The organism is Flammeovirga sp. OC4 (genome assembly GCF_000812565.1).
GTDB lineage: Bacteria > Bacteroidota > Bacteroidia > Cytophagales > Flammeovirgaceae > Flammeovirga.
On sequence record NZ_JTAM01000103.1, the window covers coordinates 1 to 21,501 of the forward strand.

Here is a 21,501-nt window from a genome sequence, read left to right on the forward strand (position 1 = left end):
ATTCGAAAACTTAGTTTACAATGTACTAAATACGTTGTAATCTAAATTATCATCAAATTTTAATCGACCTTTCTACAAGCATTTATAGGGTCTACTTTCAAGCTTTTATCTTCCTTGTTTTTTCTATTTTACTTAAATTTCACCTTGTGGTGATCATATGATGAATATACCCCCGTTAAGTCAAATAAAAATTAACTACTACTTTCAAAGGTGGAAAAAAGTAGGTCCTTACTACGCTACTTTTTTTCTAATCATCATTTAATTGAGCTTCTTACGGGAATTTGTACAACTAATGAAATTTAAATTCTGAATAGATTTATCCTAATAATATAATTCGCCCCCGCTTTTAGAATTAGTTTAAACGAATAAATAATTATTTGCCTCATAATTTTACACTATTCACTGATTGTTTGTGAATCATTTAAGTACTAAGCTTGGGCAACATTTTTTAAATTGTCATAAAATTGTTCTGAGTAAACCCTCAACAATCCATTTTTCAATTCTTCGTTAGCCCCTGTTTTAATACTTAACACTATGGAATGAACAGTAAACAATAAAACCACACAACAAGTATGAAATTTACCGTATTTCTATTTTTTACACTATTGCCTTTTTGTGCAATAGGGCAAACAAATATGTTACCTGATGATAGCTTTGAGGGAGGTTCCACCTCAGGTACTTATGATAGTTATTATAATTTTGGAGGAAAAACACTTTGGAGAGGTTGGCCATTTACAGGCTTTGAATTAGATACCGAAGTGAAACGAAGCGGAGCAAGATCTTTTAAAGTTGTGTTCCGTGATTATGGAAATGGTATTCCTACCTTTAGAACAGAACATTACCCTGAGCTAGAAGCCGGAAAATATGAATTCTGCTTTTATTATAAAACTGATATTGACCGTGCTGGAGAGAAAATCTCAATTGATGTGCATAGTGGCAAGCAAGGGAGCTCTCAAAGTAGTAGTCAGCATGATGTGAATTTGGTAAGCGAGGCAAAAGATAACTTTGTGCTTCTACAAATTGAATTTGAAGTAGATGAAAGCTTTACCACTTTCTTACCTTATATCAGAATACCTTATTTAAAAGAAGGTGCCTACATTAATATTGATGATGTAAAATTGGTAAAGGTATCTACTGAAACAAAAGCGACTACCCCTACTCCTTCTAATAATGCTACTGCAGTTGCAACAGAAAATGTAAATCTGCAATGGCTGAAAGGAATAACAGGTACAAAGAGAAATGTATATTTGGGTACTTCTTCTGATAATTTGGAACAAGTAGCCACTGAAATTACAACGACAAATTTTGTAACCTCGAAACTAGAGAATGAGACTGCCTACTTCTGGCGAGTGGATGAAATCGATGACACCGATCAAGTGACTCAAGGTGATGTTTGGAGCTTTACGACCAAAACATTTTTTGAAGAATACATGAGTCAAGTACAAACTGGAAAAGTGAAATCCGGGTCTGAAATAGAATGGACTCAATTTGGTCCTGGTAATGCCGGTTTTTCTAATTTCCTACGTTATCACCCCTTATTACCCGATTTCTGTGTAGAGTCTCCTGATATGGGGAACACGTATCAAACAGAAGACAATGGTAAAAGCTGGACTACGATTAAAGATGTAGATGGTGAGGGAAACTTCTTCCGTTTATATGACTTACAATACTCTACTAAAACAGCCAAATATGCTGTAGCCATTGAATCTTCACGCTTGTATTTCAGTCAAGATACAGCAAGAAGCTGGACAGAAATGAAAAATTGCCCTTGGTATACCCATCAATCCCAAGGTGGAAGAGAAGGAAGATCATGGTATAGAAAAGTTTCAGCAGTAGCCATGGATCCTAGCGATGATAATACTTGGTATGTTGGAGCAGGTAACTTCTGTAGAGGTCAACAGCAACTTTGGAGCACGGTGATTAGTCCAACAGCTGCCAATCCAAGAGGTAGAGAAAATATTTATGACAATATAAAGTATCAAGGTAAAATCTGGAAAACTACGGATGCAGGGAATTCATGGACGGAACTAACCCAAGGTATTGATGAGAAAGCTCAATTCTCTCGTATCATAGTTCACCCTACCAACAGCAATATGATTTTTGCAGGTTCTCAGTATGGCTTATTCAAATCTTCAGATGGTGGTGCATCATGGACAAATATTGGTGAAGGAAAATTAGATAATAATACCGTCATGGATATGGATTATTATTATAACTCTGCAAATGGTCGATTTGTATTATATGTTGCAGATCAGGTTCGTTATCATGCAAACAGTCAATCTACAAGATCTGATGGTGGTATTTTTAAATCGGAAGATAATGGTGAAACTTGGGTAAATATTAATGGTAATTTAGGTTTAGATATCAACCGATTGACAGGTGGTGTTTCCAACAACTATTATCAATATTTGGCAAAATGGTTTGAGATCACTGAAGCAGAAGCAAGAAGTAAATATCCAATATTGCCTACTGAAGCTTTACAATACTTCAATTCTTTAAATGTAGATCCAAGTGAAGAGAATGGCTTACTTGTTGGTTTTTATGATGCACAAATTCAAAAATCAATTATTCCAGGACGTTTATGGAAAACAATAAATGGAGGTCAATCATGGATCAGTATTGCCCGTGACTTCGGTCCTGCGTGGGAAAATGATAAAGAATACTGGCAAGAGCGAAACAATCCTTTCGATGATAACATGGAAGAAGGTCATCAAATTTCCAATCAACAATGGGCGCAAAATTACCCACTTCGTTCTTTACGTTATTGTACCGTTAACTCACGAGGAGACATTATGCTGATCTATGCCCATAATACTTTTGTGAGTACGGACAAAGGTGAAACATTCACACAAGTTAATGAAACGTATACTGCCAATGGAAACATTATGGGTACAGGAGATAGTAACCTTCCTGGTCAATGCTTGTTTCAAGATAAACGTTTGGGGGAAGGTATTTTGTATTTAGGATCAGGTGAACATCACTTGTGGCGTAGCACAAATGATGGTGAAAATGGAAAACAGGCCGTTGAATACATCAACGAAACACAAGAAAGTGTATTCTCTATTTCTACACACCCATGGGATGTCAATACTGTATATACCACTTCTATGCGTCAAAAACACCTTGACAGAATCTATAAATCAACAGACGGTGGAAATACTTTTGAAGATTGGGGAAAAGCAACTGCAGCTGAGGAATGGATGTGGACCAACAGTATTTTGATTGATCCCATCAACCCTGATAATATGTACTTTGGCGTGACACAAGTTGCTGGTTCTGGTGGAGGAAGTGGCACTGACGGACCAGATAAGGACAAAGAAGGCGGTTTCCATAAATCAACTAACGCCGGAAAAAGCTTTGATCCAAGCAACAGCGGTATGCCAACCAAAATGTGGATTCAGGATATCGAATTTGATCCAAGAGACAGTACACGGGCCTCGATCTTCGCTGCATCACCATGGAACCAAGAAATTCGTAAAAACGGCGGTTTATTCCATACTTCTGATCGAGGCAATACATGGAAAGCCATTAAGGTTGCTGATAATATTGAAGGTATCAACAGTGTGACATTTGATCATACGGGTAGGTTGTACGTGACCGCTGGACGTAGAGAAGCAAATGTAAAAAGTGGCGGAGTATTCTACTCTGATGATTATGGTGTAACATGGACAAAAATATTTGAATCTCAATATATCGAGCAGTTTGATGTCTCTCCTTTTGATCGTAATATTTTAGTTATCACTCAGGGTGTAGTTACAGCAAACCCAGGCGTTTATGTAAGTTTTGATGCAGGTAAAACATGGGTTAAAAGTAATCATAATATCGGTCAACCGGGACATATCAAACAGATTGAATTTGACGTCAATGACCCTTCAGTACTTTGGTGTGCAATTATGGGTAGTGGCTTTTACAAAGGGATCATTGCTGAAGGCGAACAAGCTAGAAAAATTATCTTAACGCCTGGTACTGCTGCCATCAAAGCCAATGAGACTTTACAATTGAATGTTGAAACCACTGAACTTGAAGGTAAAGTACTTTACAAATCAGCCAACAACACTATCGCTACAGTTTCTGAAGATGGTCTGGTAACAGGTCTTAAAAATGGTGCTGTAAAAATATGGGCTACTTCTGAAGATGACCGTTATTCTGATTTTGTTTACCTTGTTGTTTCCGGGGGAACCACTGATCCTGAACCTCCATTAAATATTGGTGATTTAGAAAATAATGGAATTTTGGCATACCCTAACCCTGTCCAAAACACCTTATTCCTAAAAGGGAATACCAGTGAATATATGACCTTTAATGTCTACACTCCTACTGGTGCTCTTGTATTGAGTAAACCGTTAAAAGGGCAAGATAGCGTAGATGTTTCAACACTTAGAAAAGGTTTATACATCTACCAAATTGAAGGGAATGGAAGTAAAGCAGTTGGCAAGTTTATCAAGAAATAAGCTTTACTGCTCACAACACTAATCAGAAGCCCATGATTCGAATTCATGGGCTTCTCTTTTTATATTACTTTTTAGTTGAAAGAGTTAAGCAACGGTATCTACTTAATAATGCAGGGATTTTAAGGATGATGAATCATAAAATATCAAATGAAAGATAATAAATGTACGCCAATTCATGAACATAAGATGATTTGATTATTTTTACCTGAAATCAAAATTTATAAAAGAATGAAAATTATCCACGCATTGTTTTTATCAGCATCTTGTTTCTTAGCAAGCTGTGATAATTCAGGTCAAGAAAAATCATCAGTAAATAAACCTTCTTCAGAAGTGACAACGGGAGCTGATGAGGTACTGGATGCAAATACACATAAGATTGTAGTCAATGAGAAAATAGCCTCAGGTGGATATATATACATAAGAGTCACTGAAAAAGGGAAAGAATATTGGATGGCAGTACCAGGAAGACCTATTGAAATCGGTGCTACTTACTATTACGATGGAGGAATGGAAATGCAAAATTTCGAAAGTAAAACACTAAACAGGACTTTCGAAAGTGTCATTTTTGCGGAAGGAGTTCGTGATCAAGTCCAAAAAGTGGCTAAGGTTGTAAAAAAGAGTGCTCCTCAAGGAAGTCCAGAAGTAAAAGATATAGAAAAAGCACCTAACGGTATCCGAATTGGTGAACTTTTCAGCAATATGAATAATTACTCCAATAAAGAAGTGATTATCAAAGGTCAAGTGGTGAAAGTGAATAATGGTGTGATGAACGTGAATTTTGTGCATCTCCAAGATGGAACCACTGGCAATGGACAATATGATATTACAGTGACAACCGATGATAATTTTTCTGTTGGTGAGGTAGTCACTATAAAAGGTAACGTCATCCTTAATAAAGATTTCGGAGCCGGATATACTTATGACGTGCTTGTTGAAAAAGCAGTGAAATTATAATTCTAAATATTGATAATCTTATTGATCAAGGGGAGTAATACAGACGATGTACTACTCCCCTTGGTCACTTACATTAATAGCTAATCCCATTACCTACTCTACTTCTTGGGTTAATTTAACTTGAGTATTAATTAACTCATATACTTTATAAGTGATATTTTCAGATTGAGCAAATGCATCATAACAAAGAAATAAAAAAGGAATTTTAATGTGAGATGGATATAGTCTTGTATCATTTAAGTATGTGTTTGTCAGTGTCTAATGTAAAATGAGTTTTATTTCAATTCTACATAGTGTTATAGAGTGTTTTATAATCTCCGTTTCTAAATTCAATTTCCATTTTTCCATAATCCCACCCTTGAGTCAAAGCGTATATTATTGAATCACAAACAAACTTAGGAGTAATGCTTTTTGGTTCAAAATCTGGAGGTCTATTTTCCTTGTCATTCACATATAACCATACATCATACCATCCGAAATCAACTATCAAAAGACTATTTTTAAATTCATACGAACTCACAATAACCTTTCCATTGAATTTCCAATAAAATTGCTGGCGATTTACAGTAATACTTCTAAATCCTTTTTTTGAAATAGCCATATATTATTCTTTCCAGATTTTTAGTTTATCTTTCTCATTTCTGAGCAAAAAATCAATTAGAATTTCCAAGTCTTTTTTAGTTAATGTGGCAAATTTCATTACGCCATCTCCTTCGATTAATTTAAGAGCATTGATAGTGTCACGATTATCCATAATTATAGAAGGTTTTGCATCGATGTCATTAAAACCTGAACATTCATTCCATTCCTTAAGTATTTGGATATATTTTGATTTTTGTTTTTTCCAATTTTCAAATAGTTTGGAGGTTAAATATTCAAATTCCTCTGGACGAATTAAAATTCTTTCTTTTCTATCAATTGATTCGATAATAACATAATCATCAAAAGCTCCATATGGAGGAGTTTCTTTAGACCAACTTGTTTTGATTTCAATCATTTGATTTTTTTCAATACTCTTCAACTTCAAATAAATTAAATGGCATTTAACGACTAACAAGAATGTAAACTACACCATCACATTTATTCATTAATAAAAAACTCTTACCTAATACATCAAGTTCAACATTAAAATATTTATGTAGTCTGCCTTGTTGTTATAGTTTGCTGTAAGATAGACCTTAAATTAATTGATTTAGGATTAACAAAAAATAGAATGATAGAAATATTGTCTTTCAATATTATTTTTAGCTAAAAAAACGTAGTGCAGACTCTTGATCTACACTACGAAATATATAAAATTTACTTCTTAGGAAGCCTATTCTTCACCAACGCAATTTGCCCCATATGATTCGCGGAATGTTCCATTACATGAAACCATACCCAATGATTATTGATACCTTCATCTACATTTTCTGCAAACCATGCATCATCTTTCTTTTTAAGTCCTTCAAGCGTTTTTTGTCTCACCTGATCCCATAGATCAAGGTAATATTTGATGGGTTTACCTTGTAGTTCTTTTCTACTATGATCACCTAAACTACTCGCTACAGCCCAAAACTTTTCATCTTTTTCACTCCAAGCACGCCCTTCTAGTGTCTCAACTTGATAATAAGCTTCAGTGGCAGCCAAATGCATTATCAAAGCACCAATAGAGTTCGCTTTTTCATCAAACATATAATCCGTTTCAGCTTGATCTAAATCAGATGTCATTTCGGTGATTCTCCCTTTTAAATCTTCCAGCATATTGACCATGATCCCTATTTGAGTCGAATAGCCTTTTACAGGTTTGATTTCGTATTGTGCTTGTGCTAGAGAAAACGTAAAGCATAAATGAAGTAGTAGAAAGTATTTCTTTTTGGATTTCATAATTGTTGTATTTAAGTATGAATGGGATTTGGTTAAAGAGTAGTTTCTAATAAGACAGTCGTAACAACTCTTTAGTTGTATTATCATTTATGTTTGATGAGGGATAAATGAAAGATCAGAACTACATTAATTTTAATATAATTCTGTCTTCCAAAGGTAATGACACTAGCTTATTCGATGAACGAGTTCTATTGGTCTGAGTACTGTAAGTTGGATTATTTTATGTTATTAATTCGCCTCCTCCAATGCTTTCAAATAAAGTTCATTAAACTGAATTCCTGAATATGGATTTTGACTTGTGATTAAGTTTCGATCCCTGACCGCATAACTTTTCCCTGGTCCTCCTTTTTTATATTCCAGTCCTAGTTTATGGAGTTGCTTCGCAATTTTTCGTTTCTGAGGTTTACCTTTCATAATGAATTTTTCAATGTAAAATTCTTCAAAACCCGTCACTGAATTTACTTTATAGCCAATAAACGGATTTTCTTCTTTTCGAATAGTAGTGATTAAACTTGGTGCGTGGCAAATCAAACCAATGACCTTTTGATTCTTAGCGAAAGATTTTAAAAGTAAAGGTGTATTTTTATCATAAATTAAATCTACCATAAGTCCTTGACCGCCTGGTATGACTAAGCCAATGTATTCTTTTTCCTTTTCAATCGCTTTTTCAAGCGTCATGGGATTCGAAAATTCTTGATTATTATTCCAAAAGTCAATCGCTTCTTGTCTCATCTTAATGTCTTCTTTCCAATAATCATCCGCTAAACTTTCTTGATCAATTGTTGCTTTTTTACCTGTAGGTGTGGCAAAATCTACTGAATAACCCTTATTTACAATAGCTTTATAAGCCTGATAAAATTCATTAAGAAATATCCCCGTTTGGCGCTTCTTCTTTCCTTTTTTCAATAAAAGTGTGTCTGCTTCACTCATTACAAAAAGTACTTTTCCATTTTGTGCCATTGTAGGAATTGAAATAATAAGAGATATAAATAATATGATGACCTTTGTGATATGTATCATTTTAAAGGAGTTTTTTAGTTGAATTTAATAGATCAAGGAATGAGAGAAAACGATGTTATTTTTACGTCTTCTTTTTCTAAATTATCTATGCTCCACGTGAAGGAAATAATCGATGTTTTTTCCTTTAACAAAGGTCCATACTTTAAGGAAGGATTCCATTTACATATGTAAAGGAATTTAAATGCAGACAATTTGACAGTATTTGAAGTTTCAATCTAGGTAAAGATGAATAATAAGATTTGGGTTTACTTTTGTGCTCGAATTCTACTTAGTTGAGTGGCACTCACCCCAAGATAAGAAGCAATATGATATTGCGGAATCACTTGTTCAAGGTGAGGGTGTTCCTCTTGGAAGATTTTATAGCGGTCTTTCGCTTCAAGTGTAACAAGTTCTATCTCTCTTTTTTCCTTTCTGACAAAGAAATGTTCTGCTAATATGCGAGCCATTCTTTCAACTTTAGGATATTGGTCGTAAAGATTTGTGACCTCTTGGTAAGTTGCCACCAGTAGTTTACAATCCGTTAAACAATCTATATCAATGAGGTTCTTTTTCTGAGTAATTAATGAAGAATAAGCCCCAACGAAGTTGTTTTCAGTAAAAAATGTTTTGTTGTATTCCTCTGCTTTTTCATTGCTATAATAGGCTCTTAAAACTCCTGATTCTATAAAAGCGATATTTTTTGAATACTCTCCTTTTACAGCAAACTTGTCTCCTTTTTTCAATTGTACCGGTGTAAATAATTTGATAAGCTGTTCGATCGTTGCAGCATCAAAAGGTACAATACTATTTAAAGTTTCTTTTAGCATTTTATATTAAAAAAAAGAATTAATACATTGTAAACTAAGTTTTCGTTAAATTTCAATCAACCTTTCTACAAATATTTATAGGCTCTACTTTCAAGATTCCTTCTTCTTTATTTTTCCATTGATGAAAAACGAAGCAAAAAATCTAGGCTTAGAAGTCAAAAGCTAAATTTCATTCCTCTCGCCTAAATGATTTTAAACTCGCTATGCTCGAACAAGAAAATCATTTTTAACGGCTCAATTCATGAAATTCTTAACGCTTTTCCCTTCAATGCCAGGGGAAGTACTACCAAACTAAAATGGTAGAAAGCTCAATGGCGCGAATGTTAAACGTCAGTGTCATTCGTGTCCTTTAAATCATCAGAAATCTCCTGATTTCTAAACACTATAAATAACGAAAACTTAGTTTACAGCATAATTAATTCACCTCTTCATGTGATTCTTTTCTTAGTTTAATGATATCCGATATATGAGTCCAGATTACAATAGGAACTATCGTTGCTGGTAAAAGAACAAATGGGAAATAATTTATTGCACGGTTGGGCTGCTCAAATCCAAATTGTTGAAATGGTAATTCAGAAGATAAAATTCCATTGAAAAGAATAAAGAGTACAAGTGCTAATCCTACAATATTCCAACCAATTAATGCTTGTCGACTTATCTTCTGATTCAAATACAATAGTCCTACAATTGGCGATGTAATACCAATTAAAATGTCATAGTTTCTACCTTCAAATGTCATTAACTCAGGTATCATTTTATGCGTATATAAAGCAAATAGAACTATTTCAATAGGAAACCTCACTGAATGTAAGAAGGTGCTGGTTTTAGTATTTCTATTCTCAATAAACCATAGCTGTTGTTTTGGAAATAATCCGTAAATCATCAACAGCGTAGCAGGTATAAGTACTAATCCAAATCTTGGTGGAATTGAATCTGTAGTTTGATAAAAACCGGTATAGGCCACTATTGATTGAAAAACAGACCAAACAATAATCAGAATTGTAATTTTTTTGGGTCTTCCATTGGAAAAATAGAATAAACCAACTGTTAAAATACAAATACCAATAAAAGTCAGATTAATCAAGGAAGGTAGATTCGATATCATTTCTTTAGCTTGCTTTAAATGTTACTCAACAAATGTTTTATTATTCAATGATACTCTAAATTATAGATTGTAGTTAAAAATAAAAACTATTGTCAGTTGCTATATTATGATTAAACAGTGTCGATTATACCATTTTGACCTTTCTTTTTTTGCGCTTTCTAAATGATTGAATGGTCTGCTCCAAATTACTTACTTACCATCTTGTGCTTTATTATATTCAATGGATTCAAAGTCATTTTCGCTTTCAAAGTTAGATTTCGTCACCATCTCAATTGGAGGTTTCTTGAAATTACTTGGGTGATCATAAATTGAAAGCTTAGACTTCGGTTTTCTTTTAGCTTTTATTCCTTTTTGAACAATAAAAAAAAGCAATGATATGCTAACAATGATTATTATATATTCTTTCATATTCAGATTGGCAGTCAAATAGTATTCCACGAAAGAAAAACTGCCATTTTGTCATTACTAGCATAATTATTGAAAAATTCCACTGCATTTAACCCAATTGAAAATTTAGTTTTGCATTTCTTCGATCTTACCTGACTTACTAAAATATTTCTCTAGTGTTTTATTCCACTCCACTTCAACTTCAGATTCCATTAATTTTGTAATCGAACAAACAGATTTAATAATACCTTCGAAATCTTTTGTATCCGATTTCATTAATTGTATTAATCCATCATCACCCTTTAAATTATATATAAGTTCACAAATACCAGCACCAGCAGGATAGGCAGTTGGGTATCCATTGTATTTTACCTCCTGAGAGATTATAGATTTAAAATTAATTTTCTTTGGACTAGTTTTGAGATTAGTCGCTAATTTATTCATCAGGTCCACGTATTCAGTTTTATTTTCCCTTGTCCCTAAGTATACGGCCAAACCTTCTTCTATAATATAACCACGGTTTGGGTTCTCAGGCAGTAATTTATGCACAAATTCATGAGGGTAGTATTCATTTCCTTTAGCAGTCAAAATCATACCTTCACGAGCCTTTCCCGTTGTTATGCCAACAAAATAAAAGTCAAAATTTTCAAGTAACCCCATATCATCAATACTGTTGGTCACATAATATTTAAATGTGCTATTGTAGTCTGGATTGAACCGCTTTATTATATCAGCACAAAATCCTTTTGCATTATCAGCTGCCTTCTTATCAAAAGAATAATTGGGAGGATAGACGTATTCAACAACCCCACTTTTCTTAGATGACCATTTTTTTGATATTTCAACGATTAAGTTTTCCAAAACCCATTGATCATTTTCCTTAATTGCGTTTAGTTTTTGAATACACCATACCTTGGAACCAATATATTTAGGATTAGTGGTATTTGAAGCGAATAAGACTCTTATTTGGTATTTTTCTCCCAAAGGTTCTACTGACATGACGAAAGGTGAAAAAGCTCGAAACAAATAAGTAGCATCCATTCCTCCTTGAAAAATGCTCACTCTTGAAAAGTCGAAATCATGATAAAGTTCTTTTTCTTTTTTATTCCAATAAGGGTTGTTATAAATAGAGTCAGGCTTTGACTTATAATAGTTTTCATAGAGCTGTATAATTGCTCTAACATCTTTGGAGGTGGTATCAACTCTGGAACTTACAAACAGTTTAATATGGTCATTGCTTTCTTGAGCAAAAATTTGAAATCCATTTAGTAGAAATAGTAATACGAATAGTTGTCTCATTATTTAGTTTATTTACGATGAAAATTGAATCAGTGTAATGTGTGGAGTATCATTCATTACATTTTTTATTATAAGGACTTACAATAAAAAATAAGTTTTTGTCAAAACTTATGAAATCCGTTCGTCTTATAGTTTGCCGTAATAGATATTTAAAATTAATTGATTTTTGAATAACATAAAACAATTACTCCTTTATTTCAACTAAATGATTTGAAGTAGGTTAGCATCATAATTGAAGTGATTGGAAAAAAGAAAACAGATGTTTCCTGCACCATCGTTAAACTATGGGCAAGTGATAAACCAACCTCACCAAGACTATAGTCTTGAAAGTTCGCAACGTAAGCAACACTTTAATGTTGGTGGAGTCAATATCACCTGCCCATAACTTCTGTTGTGATGCACGCTATTTAAACAAAAAATACATCGGAATTCAGTACAAGCTTAATCCCTCCCACAAGCAGCAATACTGCAAATGCTTTTTTCAAAGTGGCCGCGGGTAATTTATGTGCAAGTTTGGCTCCGATACGGGCCGTAAAAAAACTCGCTACGCTTAAGCTGATAAATGCATAAATATGTACAAAGCCTAATATCCCACTGGGTAATGCCTCTTTAACATTAGCATCAATAAATTGTCCGAAGACAAGAAATCCAATAACACCTGCTACTGCAATAGGTAAACCACAGGCTGCCGAAGTTCCCACTGCATTCTGAATTTTCAATCCATAATTACTTAAAAATGGAACGGTTAAGGTACCTCCTCCTACACCGAAAATAGCCGAGATCATTCCAATCAGTCCTCCGATGATCGTTTGTCCTACAGGCGATGGTAACTTGCTGAAGTCATTTTCTTCTACCATCTTGTTTTTCATAAATAACATTTTCAAGCCTACTAAAAACACCCATATTCCAATAATTGCTTGCAGCGGTTTACCATGAATCATAGATGCAATACCTGCACCTGTCAATGAACCAATGATCAATCCTGGAGCCATGCGTTTCCATACATTCCAATTTACCGCATTTTTACTATGGTGTGCTCGAAGCGAACTAATAGAAGTAACAATAATAGTGGCGAGAGAAGTACCAATACAAATATGTGTAAGGGCAACTTCAGGTATACCTTGTGCTGTAAAAATGTAGATTAAGATGGGCACAATGACTATTCCGCCACCAATGCCAAATAGGCCTGCCAATAAGCCAGAGAAAGCACCAGCAATGAGATAGTAGAGATAATATATATCCATAAGTAAAATGAAATTTTGTTTGTTAGTTTATAAAACTTCGTTTGAAGTAATAAAGCTCTTAAAATGAGCTTTAAAAAACAAAGTAACAATTTTTGAAACTTAGTAAGGCGCTAAATACATTGTAAACTAAATTATCGTCAACTTTCAGTCAATATTTCTGCAAACTTTTAAGGTCCTACTTCCAATCTTCCTTCCTCTTCATTTTTTCCATTGATGAAAAAAAGAAGCAAAAAATCTAGGCTTAGAAGTCAAAAGCTAAATTCCATTTCTCTCGCCTAAATGATTTTAAACTCGCTGCACTCAAACAAGAAAATCATTTTTAACGGCTCAATTCATGAAATTCTTCACGCTTTTCCCTTCAAGGCCGGAGAAGTACTACCAAACTATAAATCGTAGAAAGCCCACTGGCGCGAATGTTTAGCGTTAGCGACATTCGTGTCTTACAGATCATCAGAAATCTCCTGATTTCTAAACATAGTAAATACACTGTAAACTAAATTATCTTGAATTTTCAATCAATATTTCTGCAAGCTTTTAAGGTCCTACTTCCAATCTTCCTTCCTCTTCATTTTTTCCATTGATGAAAAAACGAAGCAAAAAAATCTAGGCTTAGAAGTCAAAAGCTAAATTCCATTCCTCTCGCCTAAATGATTTTAAACTCGCTGCGCTCAAACAAGAAAATCATTTTTAACGGCTCAATTCATGAAATTCTTCACGCTTTTCCCTTCAAGGCCGGAGAAGTACTACCAAACTATAAATCGTAGAAAGCCCACTGGCGCGAATGTTTAGCGTTAGCGACATTCGTGTCTTACAGATCATCAGAAATCTCCTGATTTCTAAACATAGTAAATACACTGTAAACTAAATTATCTTGAATTTTCAATCAATATTTCTGCAAGCTTTTAAGGTCCTACTTCCAATCTTCCTTCCTCTTCATTTTTTCCATTGATGAAAAAACGAAGCAAAAAAATCTAGGCTTAGAAGTCAAAAGCTAAATTCCATTCCTCTCGCCTAAATGATTTTAAACTCGCTGCGCTCAAACAAGAAAATCATTTTTAACGGCTCAATTCATGAAATTCTTCACGCTTTTCCCTTCAAGGCCGGAGAAGTACTACCAAACTATAAATCGTAGAAAGCCCACTGGCGCGAATGTTTAGCGTTAGCGACATTCGTGTCCTACAGATCATCAGAAATCTCCTGATTTCTAAATATAATAAATAACGAAAACTTAGTTTACAACGTGCTAAACCGCCAACTCTTTACGTATAATTTCAGCTCCTGCACTTAAAGCTTCCATCTTCCCAATCGCCACATCTCGAGACAATGGAGCCATACCACAGTTGGTACAAGGGTAAAGATTTTCGGCATCTACAAACTCAAGTGCTTGACGTAAAGTGTCCGCTACTTCTTCAGGAGTTTCGATGGTGTTGGTCGCTACATCAATCGCCCCCACCATCACTTTTTTACCACGAACCAATTCAATTAAATTGAATGGAACTCTTGATCCATGGCATTCTAAGGAAACCGCATCGATATTCGATTGCTGAATTTTTGGAAGGATTTCTTCGTATTGACGCCATTCAGAACCCAATGACTTTTTCCAATCATTATTGGCTTTTATTCCGTAGCCATAACAGATATGCACTGCTGTTTCGCACTTCAACCCTTCAATCGCTCTTTCTAAAGTTGCAATACCCCAATCGTTGACCTCTTCAAAGAAAACATTAAAAGCAGGTTCATCAAACTGTATAATATCCACCCCTGCGTCTTGGAGTTCTCTTGCCTCTTCATTAAGTGCTTTTGCAAATTCCCAAGCTAGTTTTTCTCTACTTTTGTAATGATCATCATACAATGTATCTACCATAGTCATTGGCCCTGGCAATGCCCATTTTATAGGTTTATCGGTTTGTTTTCTCAAAAATTTAGCATCCTCCACAAAAACTGATTTTTGACGAGCCACTTCACCCACAACCACGGGAACACTGGCGTCATAACGGTCTCGAATTTTCACCACTTTACGATTTTCAAAATCTACACCGCTTAAATTTTCTATAAAAGTCGTGACAAAATGTTGGCGTGTTTGCTCACCATCACAAATTATATCTACCCCTGCCAATTGCTGTTCCTGCAAAGACACTCGCAGTGCATCTCTTTTTCCTTCTAATAGCTGAACTCCCTCTAATTTCCAAGGAGACCAAAGTTTTTCGGGTGTTGCGAGCCAGGCAGGTTTAGGTAAACTTCCTACTATTGAAGTTGGTAATAACTGTTTCATGAAATAATATCTAAATGTTGAATAAATTAAAGAGAGAAATTAGTGGACCACTGTTCTAAGACATTTTTGTAAGGTTTTATAAAATGCTTTTCCGCATATTTACCTTGTTCAATTCCCAACTGAGTACGTTCTTCTCGGTCGTAAACAATTTTTGTAAGTGAATAGTCTTGATTTTTCAGACTCGGCTTATAGCAAGTTCCTGCTAAAGAATTGGCATTATAGATTTCGGGTCTGTAAATCTTCTGGAAGGTCTCCATTGTACTGACAGTACTGATCAGTTCTAGGTTTGAATAATCTGATAATAAATCCCCGAAGAAATAAAACGCCAATGGTGCAACGCTATTGAGAGGCATAAAGTAACGCACCTGCAATCCCATTTTTCTAAAGTACTGCTCCGTTAAAGAAGATTCGTTGACAAGATATTCGTGACCTAAAATAGGGTGATGATTTCCTGTACGATGGTAGATCTTATTATTGGAAACGCTCAGACAGATCACAGGTGGTTTGATAAAGTGCTTTTTGTAGGTTTCAGAGTTGACAAAATCCTTAAAAATATTGCCATGCAATTCACCAAAATCATCTGGAATACTCATTTTGTCTTTCCCTTTGTTATACTCTGATAGCAATACGCTAAAATCATAATCACGAACGTATGATGATAAATTATTCCCTACAATCCCCTCGGTACGTTTACCCGTTTTATGATCGATAATATGTGTTTTTAAAATCTCGATCGCTGGGAATGAAGCACCCGTTTTATCAACATCTATATCCACAGATACAATTTCCAATTCCACCGAATAGCGGTCATTATTAGGGTTATCCCAGCTCGCCAAAATATTAAAACGATTGTTGATCATATTCATCGTATTACGCAAGTTTTCTTGGCGACTTTTCCCTCTTGCCAAGTTGGCAAAGTTGGTGGTTGTACGAGTACCGTTAGACGGGACATAATTTTCATTGAAATAGATACTTTTCAGCCTGTATTCAAAATCATTATTAAGAGTGTTCTGAGTGTTTTCCATATTTTTTCTTTCGCTTATTTTTAAGAGTTTGAACAGGATCCAATGGTCTTGTTCAATAGTTTTTTCTTCTTGCAAATATGGATATAAAAGATATTTTTAATTGCGTATAGTATTATAATTAGAATTTACAACTACACAAGTAAATTAAATAAGAAAATAACACTATCAACGATCAAGATTTAAATCTTAAAAAGAAAATTAATCTATGCATGATTTATACAAAATTGGTTGGGTATAGGATTCTAGCTTTACATTTTCCTCATTTACCCACTCTTTCCCTGTATAATTTGTTTTCTTGAAAAAGCCACAGCATCATGGTACACCAACTCGATCACTAAAACTATGGTGGCGAATGTCGTCTGCAAGGTAAACGTTATTAACGTTCTCCTTTACTCTAATAAAGTATCAAAAAGAGAAAGGTTGACCATTTGTATAGTCAACCTTTCCATTAATTATCTATAGCTAGATTGTACAACTCATTCTTCAAATGAAGAGAAAGTACATTTTAATTTTCAATGGAATTAAAACTTCCCATTGTCATTTTTCCATTCTGATTTTGGTGGGATAGTTTGTATTACGTCCCAATGTTCAACGATTTGTCCATTTTCTAAGCGGAATAAATCATAATAGGCTACATCAGCACCAGGTGCTTTGCCGAATTTACCTTCGCTCATGGTCAATACGAAGTTGCCTTCTGCTAATACTTTATGGACTTTATCATAAACCATCACCATATTATTTTCAGCAAAGTATTTTAAAGCTGCACCTAAACCATCTAATCCATCAGCAACGGCTGAGTTGTGTTGTAGGTACTTTGTGGGATTGACAAGTATAGTCAAGTTGTCCATTTTTCCATTCAGTAAAACTTCATCAACAAATTGCCAAACTACTTTTTTGTTCGCATTTGTTTTTTCCCTGTCTGTAATGTCAGTTGTTCCGTCAAATTGAGTTCTGCCACTTGGATTTGGTGGAGTTACTGCTGACAGATTATCCCAATGTTCAACAATTTGTCCATTTTCAAATCGAAAAACATCAAAAGCAGCTTTGGGTCCGAAAAAATCATACTCGGTATGCGTAAATACATAATCGCCATCCTGAAAAGCACGCACAACATTTGCCTTAAAACCTCCTTCTGGAGCATTTTTCATTACTGCCCCAAAACCTGCCAATCCATCACCAACATCTAAGTTGTGCTGAATGTATTTTTTAGGGTTGATGTACGAAATTGGCGTTTGGTCGCCTGTATTAAAACTATTAAGCAGAGCTACAACTTTTTCTTTGTTTGATAAATCCATATTTAAAAATTTATAACGTCCCATTTCCATTGTGGCTTGGTCCATTCTTGACATAAAATCTTTTGAAATTGGTGCTTCCATAAACGGTTGTAACGAAGCATCTGATAACGCTTTATTTTCCCAATAAACAACTACTACATGTTCTCCTGATTCATTCACACCTATCAATCGTTGTAAGAAACCTTTCTGTTTTCTAGTGAAATCAGTTTCCACTTTTTGATTAATAGACTGAAATTGTGCAACATCTGTCCCTTCTTTTACATCAAAGGACATGATTTCAACAAATCGGCTATTTTTCGCATTGAAAGGTTTATCGATTGCATATCTTGACATTTTCATTGTCGGTGCATCGATCATTTGGGCATAATCGGCAACGGAGGTATTCCCCATGAATTTACTCATGGAAGCATCGGCATCAGCTACACTTTTCCAATACACCACTACCACATAATCTCCTTTGTCATCTACACCACTCTGACGGGTAATAAATCCCTTTTGCTTACTTGTAAAGTCGCTTTCCACCTTTGCATCAAGTGCCGCAAAAGTAGTGGGACTAGCATCAGACTTAATGTTGAAAGTAGTGACTTCCATTATCGTTTTACCTTTCATAGAATTTGAATTTGTAGCAGTTGCACAACTGGAAATATACAGTGTCATTACAAGCAGAAAGAATGATTTTAAAGTGATTTGCATACCATTTAATTTAAAGTGATTGTAAATTTCTGGTCAGGATTAAAGTCATAGCCTTGGCTGATCTCCACTACCAATACTTTTTCAGAATCTATTCTGAGCCTTACATTAGGGTTGCTTGAGGTAAAGCCTTTTACATTTTGAGCATTTTCAAAAGTAAGGTAATACCGGTCAAACGTACCCGCTTCAATAATTCTCCAGAATCCAGAAAAAGTGGGGTCATCTTCTGGAGCAATGACATCGAAGGTGATCGTGGTCTCACTGATATTAATATCGTACAAACCGATATAAGCTGGGAATTCAACAGAGGAAGAAAGAGTAGCATCGGTTGCAAAATCTCCAGCATTCATGCCTGAAATTACTGCAAAATCCATCTCGTCATCATATCCGAATGCAGGAGACTGAAACGTGTTGTTTACATTTACTTTTGAACCCAGTGTGATTGGTAATACAGTCACATCATCATCGTCATCACAAGAAGTTAAGGTAGCCAATGAGAAAATGGCACCCCAAAACAAGAAATTTAGTTTTAAAAGTTTCATTGAAATAGAGTTTTCGTAAAAATTGAAATTGAGTTTTTGGTAAAAATCATGAAACAAATTTACGGGAAAGAAAAATTCCAATGATGATAATAATAATCCTAAAAACTGTCAAAATGGGAAAATTGTCAATAAATACTAATGCGCTTGACGAAAAACCTTTGGTGAGCAATCCGTAAATTTCTTAAAGTACTTAAAGAAATTAGTGACTTCGCTAAACCCTGCTGTGTAAGCGATTTCTTTGATGGAATGATTGGTGCAGATAAGCAATCTTTTTATTTGCATGATGCTTCTTTCATCTATAAAAGATTTGGCAGAGACATTAACAACATCATTTACAATGTTATTAAGTGTTTTAGTGGAAACGCCTAGCTTTTCAGAATAATACTGAACTTTTTTACTTTTGAAACAATCTTCTTCTACCAATTTTTGAAAAGCGAGGAATTGAGACATGTATTTTTTCCTTTCAACGAAATACCCTGCTTTATCTTTAATGCGAAATAATTTTATAATCAGAACGTGTAAAACACTCCTTGTTATACCAATCGAAAAAACATCCTTAGCGTGATATTCCAATTCCAATTGCTTTACCAAAACCATAAAATCGGAAAATTCATCCTTATTATTAAATTCTATTTTAGGAAAACTAAGTGATTCATTGAACAGTTGAAATGCTTTTAAGGCTTCCATTTTGTTCAAATGACCAATGATAAATTCTTCGGTGAAAATCAGTAAATACCCCTTAACATTAGTGCTTCTAAAAAATTTTTGGATTTGGTCTTTTCTCACCAAAATCACTGTCCCTTCCTTATAATTATAATCAGTAAAATCAATGGTATGATAGCCTTCTCCTTCATAGACAAAAATGATGACAAAGAATTTTACAAGGTGGTTCTTACAAACATCATGGTCTAAATCCCTCTCTAAAAGATCTTCAATTTTGAGAATATCAAAATAAGAATGGGGGTTCTCTTGGTTGTCGAAGTTTACCTTTGGTAATTTTTTTATCCTTTTTTTTGCTTGCAGAGAACGGTTTCGCATATGCTCAGTTTTGGGTAGATAGATAAATACATTATCAACTCTAAAACAAAGCTTGTATTAAAGTAGTTCAGCTTAATAAGGCTACTGTAAGTACATTGTCAGCTAAATTTTTGCAAATCCATTTTATTCTTTTTTTGGTATTTTAAATTCACTTCTAGTCTTTTAACTCAAAATTAGAATATTGTATTTTAAACCACTTCAATCCTTTCTTAACGAAAAAGTAATTCGCACTATCTAGTTTGAATACAGAATCTCCTTCATCAATCATAGTCGTATCATTCAAATTCTGCAACTTCCAGGAAGTTACAGAATCATACTTATAGCCATTTTCATCCCAATCATAAATTTCTCCTTGTATCTCAACATAAAAATGTCGCGGTGAATTATCCTTTTCTGTAATAACACCTTTATATTTTGTCAAGTATAATGACGTGTCATACACTAATTGATCATCTCTCGATAAATATTTATTTATCATGCTAATTATGAAAATTATTGAAAAAGGAATCAAAATTATTAATCTTAATATCTCTTGAGATTTACTATTCTTCATAAAAAAATGTGTGAAAAGTGTGATTATCGAAGTATTCTATTTTTAACAAAAACTATAGTTATCCGGTAGTTCAGACTACAATACAGACTAAGTTTGCTTCACCTCTTTTATGAATGAACACTTTATAGGGATTAATCAATTCAACTGTGTCCATACTGTAATATATAGTTACCCCATTAGTTTGGACTGTCTAAGTGGAAAAGATAATTATCTTTTTTTGAGAGATTCAGCTTCAAACCTTTTTTTAAACCCATTTTATGATTTGTCAAGGCTGGTCTGTGTTGCGCCTGCGGCAGACCATTCATCTTGGCCTTTACAACTCATAGAATGTGGTTTTTTTTTTGGTTTTGAACTTGTGTCTCGGCGACCCTTCTCAAAGATATAGAAAGGTTTTTGATTATCAATTGAACTATGTCGTCTTTCGTGATTATAGTAAGACATATATTCTATTATCCCTAAAGCTAACTGGTGACCATTGCTATAAGAATGTTTATATATTTTCTCATATTTCAAACTTCGCCAAAAACGCTCTATAAATATATTATCAGTTGCTCTTCCTTTACCATCCATACTGATGGTTACACCTTGACTAGTCAAGTACTCTGTAAATACGTCACTTGTAAATTGTGCCCCTTGATCTGTATTGACAATCTCCGGTGCTCCATGCTCTTCTATACACTCCTGTATCGTCTCTTTGCACCATTCCGCTTCCATTGTATTGGAAAGAGACCAGCCTACAATGTAACGGCTGTGTATATCAATTACAGCCATTAAATACATAAAACCCTTTTCCATTGGAATGTAGGTGATATCGGTTGCCCATACTTGATTTACTTTATTAATGACCATATTACGAAGGAGATAGGGATACTTTTTATGCTCTTTTACACCTTTTGAAGTATGAGGACCTGGAATAAGTGCCTGTAGGTCCATCATACGGTATAATCGGGCGAT

18 protein-coding genes are annotated in these 21,501 nt (G+C 34.4%); 2 read left to right on the forward strand and 16 right to left on the reverse strand.

Features of this window, described 5'->3' with window-relative positions; all coding sequences use genetic code 11:
• The first annotated feature begins 572 nt into the window (after window positions 1-572).
• Together PL77_RS28135 and PL77_RS28140 are read left to right on the forward strand one after the other, a co-directional pair.
• Window positions 573-4,451, forward strand: coding sequence for a T9SS type A sorting domain-containing protein (locus PL77_RS28135; RefSeq protein ID WP_082026778.1), 3,879 nt, complete (start codon window positions 573-575; stop codon window positions 4,449-4,451).
• Window positions 4,452-4,679: 228 nt separating this feature from the next.
• Window positions 4,680-5,405, forward strand: coding sequence for a hypothetical protein (locus PL77_RS28140; RefSeq protein WP_052444810.1), 726 nt, complete (start codon window positions 4,680-4,682; stop codon window positions 5,403-5,405).
• Window positions 5,406-5,691: 286 nt separating this feature from the next.
• On the opposite strand, the gene PL77_RS28145 is transcribed toward PL77_RS28140, so the two are convergent.
• From PL77_RS28145 to PL77_RS28220, 16 genes are all read right to left on the reverse strand, one after another.
• Window positions 5,692-6,006: a hypothetical protein gene (locus tag PL77_RS28145; protein WP_044212927.1), complete on the reverse strand. Its 315-nt coding sequence runs from the start codon at window positions 6,004-6,006 to the stop codon at window positions 5,692-5,694.
• Between the two features lie 3 nt (window positions 6,007-6,009).
• Window positions 6,010-6,402, reverse strand: coding sequence for a hypothetical protein (locus PL77_RS28150; protein ID WP_156152585.1), 393 nt, complete (start codon window positions 6,400-6,402; stop codon window positions 6,010-6,012).
• Between the two features lie 302 nt (window positions 6,403-6,704).
• Window positions 6,705-7,271, reverse strand: coding sequence for a DinB family protein (locus PL77_RS28155; RefSeq protein ID WP_044212929.1), 567 nt, complete (start codon window positions 7,269-7,271; stop codon window positions 6,705-6,707).
• Window positions 7,272-7,499: 228 nt separating this feature from the next.
• Entirely contained in the window at window positions 7,500-8,291 is a 792-nt protein-coding gene (locus tag PL77_RS28160; protein WP_216595950.1) for a DJ-1/PfpI family protein, read from the reverse strand.
• 245 nt (window positions 8,292-8,536) lie between these two features.
• Window positions 8,537-9,097, reverse strand: a complete 561-nt coding sequence (locus PL77_RS28165) for a Crp/Fnr family transcriptional regulator (RefSeq protein WP_044212930.1) — start codon at window positions 9,095-9,097, stop codon at window positions 8,537-8,539.
• A gap of 415 nt (window positions 9,098-9,512) precedes the next feature.
• Window positions 9,513-10,202, reverse strand: a complete 690-nt coding sequence (locus PL77_RS28170; protein ID WP_044212932.1) for a hypothetical protein — start codon at window positions 10,200-10,202, stop codon at window positions 9,513-9,515.
• Between the two features lie 189 nt (window positions 10,203-10,391).
• Entirely contained in the window at window positions 10,392-10,610 is a 219-nt protein-coding gene (locus PL77_RS28175; protein ID WP_044212934.1) for a hypothetical protein, read from the reverse strand.
• A 105-nt stretch (window positions 10,611-10,715) separates the two neighbouring features.
• Window positions 10,716-11,888, reverse strand: coding sequence for a hypothetical protein (locus tag PL77_RS28180; RefSeq protein WP_044212936.1), 1,173 nt, complete (start codon window positions 11,886-11,888; stop codon window positions 10,716-10,718).
• A gap of 407 nt (window positions 11,889-12,295) precedes the next feature.
• Window positions 12,296-13,132 (reverse strand): sulfite exporter TauE/SafE family protein, encoded by an 837-nt coding sequence (locus tag PL77_RS28185; protein ID WP_044212938.1) that lies wholly within the window; start codon window positions 13,130-13,132, stop codon window positions 12,296-12,298.
• Window positions 13,133-14,375: 1,243 nt separating this feature from the next.
• Window positions 14,376-15,404 (reverse strand): methionine synthase, encoded by a 1,029-nt coding sequence (locus PL77_RS28190; RefSeq protein ID WP_044212940.1) that lies wholly within the window; start codon window positions 15,402-15,404, stop codon window positions 14,376-14,378.
• 26 nt (window positions 15,405-15,430) lie between these two features.
• The gene (locus tag PL77_RS28195; RefSeq protein ID WP_044212952.1) at window positions 15,431-16,429 is read right to left on the reverse strand and encodes a DUF1852 domain-containing protein; all 999 of its coding nucleotides are present in this window, start codon (window positions 16,427-16,429) and stop codon (window positions 15,431-15,433) included.
• 521 nt (window positions 16,430-16,950) lie between these two features.
• Window positions 16,951-18,417: a nuclear transport factor 2 family protein gene (locus PL77_RS32440; RefSeq protein WP_253274027.1), complete on the reverse strand. Its 1,467-nt coding sequence runs from the start codon at window positions 18,415-18,417 to the stop codon at window positions 16,951-16,953.
• A gap of 5 nt (window positions 18,418-18,422) precedes the next feature.
• The gene (locus tag PL77_RS28205) at window positions 18,423-18,956 is read right to left on the reverse strand and encodes a hypothetical protein (protein ID WP_156152586.1); all 534 of its coding nucleotides are present in this window, start codon (window positions 18,954-18,956) and stop codon (window positions 18,423-18,425) included.
• A 135-nt stretch (window positions 18,957-19,091) separates the two neighbouring features.
• Complete coding sequence (locus PL77_RS28210; RefSeq protein WP_044212945.1) at window positions 19,092-19,994, reverse strand: helix-turn-helix transcriptional regulator; 903 nt, start codon at window positions 19,992-19,994, stop codon at window positions 19,092-19,094.
• A 154-nt stretch (window positions 19,995-20,148) separates the two neighbouring features.
• Window positions 20,149-20,472: a hypothetical protein gene (locus PL77_RS28215; protein WP_044212947.1), complete on the reverse strand. Its 324-nt coding sequence runs from the start codon at window positions 20,470-20,472 to the stop codon at window positions 20,149-20,151.
• Window positions 20,473-20,802: 330 nt separating this feature from the next.
• On the reverse strand, window positions 20,803-21,501 hold a 699-nt coding region (locus PL77_RS28220), incomplete at its 5' end, for an IS3 family transposase (protein ID WP_156152587.1).

Bases quoted from the DNA above. Each gene is read 5' to 3' on its own strand.
- PL77_RS28175 (WP_044212934.1), bottom strand. From the start codon at position 10,610: ATGAAAGAATATATAATAATCATTGTTAGCATATCATTGCTTTTTTTT.
- PL77_RS28180 (WP_044212936.1), bottom strand. From the start codon at position 11,888: ATGAGACAACTATTCGTATTACTATTTCTACTAAATGGATTTCAAATT.
- PL77_RS28185 (WP_044212938.1), bottom strand. From the start codon at position 13,132: ATGGATATATATTATCTCTACTATCTCATTGCTGGTGCTTTCTCTGGC.
- PL77_RS28190 (WP_044212940.1), bottom strand. From the start codon at position 15,404: ATGAAACAGTTATTACCAACTTCAATAGTAGGAAGTTTACCTAAACCT.
- PL77_RS28160 (WP_216595950.1), bottom strand. From the start codon at position 8,291: ATGATACATATCACAAAGGTCATCATATTATTTATATCTCTTATTATT.
- PL77_RS28215 (WP_044212947.1), bottom strand. From the start codon at position 20,472: ATGATAAATAAATATTTATCGAGAGATGATCAATTAGTGTATGACACG.
- PL77_RS28210 (WP_044212945.1), bottom strand. From the start codon at position 19,994: ATGCGAAACCGTTCTCTGCAAGCAAAAAAAAGGATAAAAAAATTACCA.
- PL77_RS28150 (WP_156152585.1), bottom strand. From the start codon at position 6,402: ATGATTGAAATCAAAACAAGTTGGTCTAAAGAAACTCCTCCATATGGA.
- PL77_RS28195 (WP_044212952.1), bottom strand. From the start codon at position 16,429: ATGGAAAACACTCAGAACACTCTTAATAATGATTTTGAATACAGGCTG.
- PL77_RS28145 (WP_044212927.1), bottom strand. From the start codon at position 6,006: ATGGCTATTTCAAAAAAAGGATTTAGAAGTATTACTGTAAATCGCCAG.
- PL77_RS28170 (WP_044212932.1), bottom strand. From the start codon at position 10,202: ATGATATCGAATCTACCTTCCTTGATTAATCTGACTTTTATTGGTATT.
- PL77_RS28135 (WP_082026778.1), top strand. From the start codon at position 573: ATGAAATTTACCGTATTTCTATTTTTTACACTATTGCCTTTTTGTGCA.
- PL77_RS28155 (WP_044212929.1), bottom strand. From the start codon at position 7,271: ATGAAATCCAAAAAGAAATACTTTCTACTACTTCATTTATGCTTTACG.
- PL77_RS28165 (WP_044212930.1), bottom strand. From the start codon at position 9,097: ATGCTAAAAGAAACTTTAAATAGTATTGTACCTTTTGATGCTGCAACG.
- PL77_RS32440 (WP_253274027.1), bottom strand. From the start codon at position 18,417: ATGCAAATCACTTTAAAATCATTCTTTCTGCTTGTAATGACACTGTAT.
- PL77_RS28140 (WP_052444810.1), top strand. From the start codon at position 4,680: ATGAAAATTATCCACGCATTGTTTTTATCAGCATCTTGTTTCTTAGCA.
- PL77_RS28205 (WP_156152586.1), bottom strand. From the start codon at position 18,956: ATGAAACTTTTAAAACTAAATTTCTTGTTTTGGGGTGCCATTTTCTCA.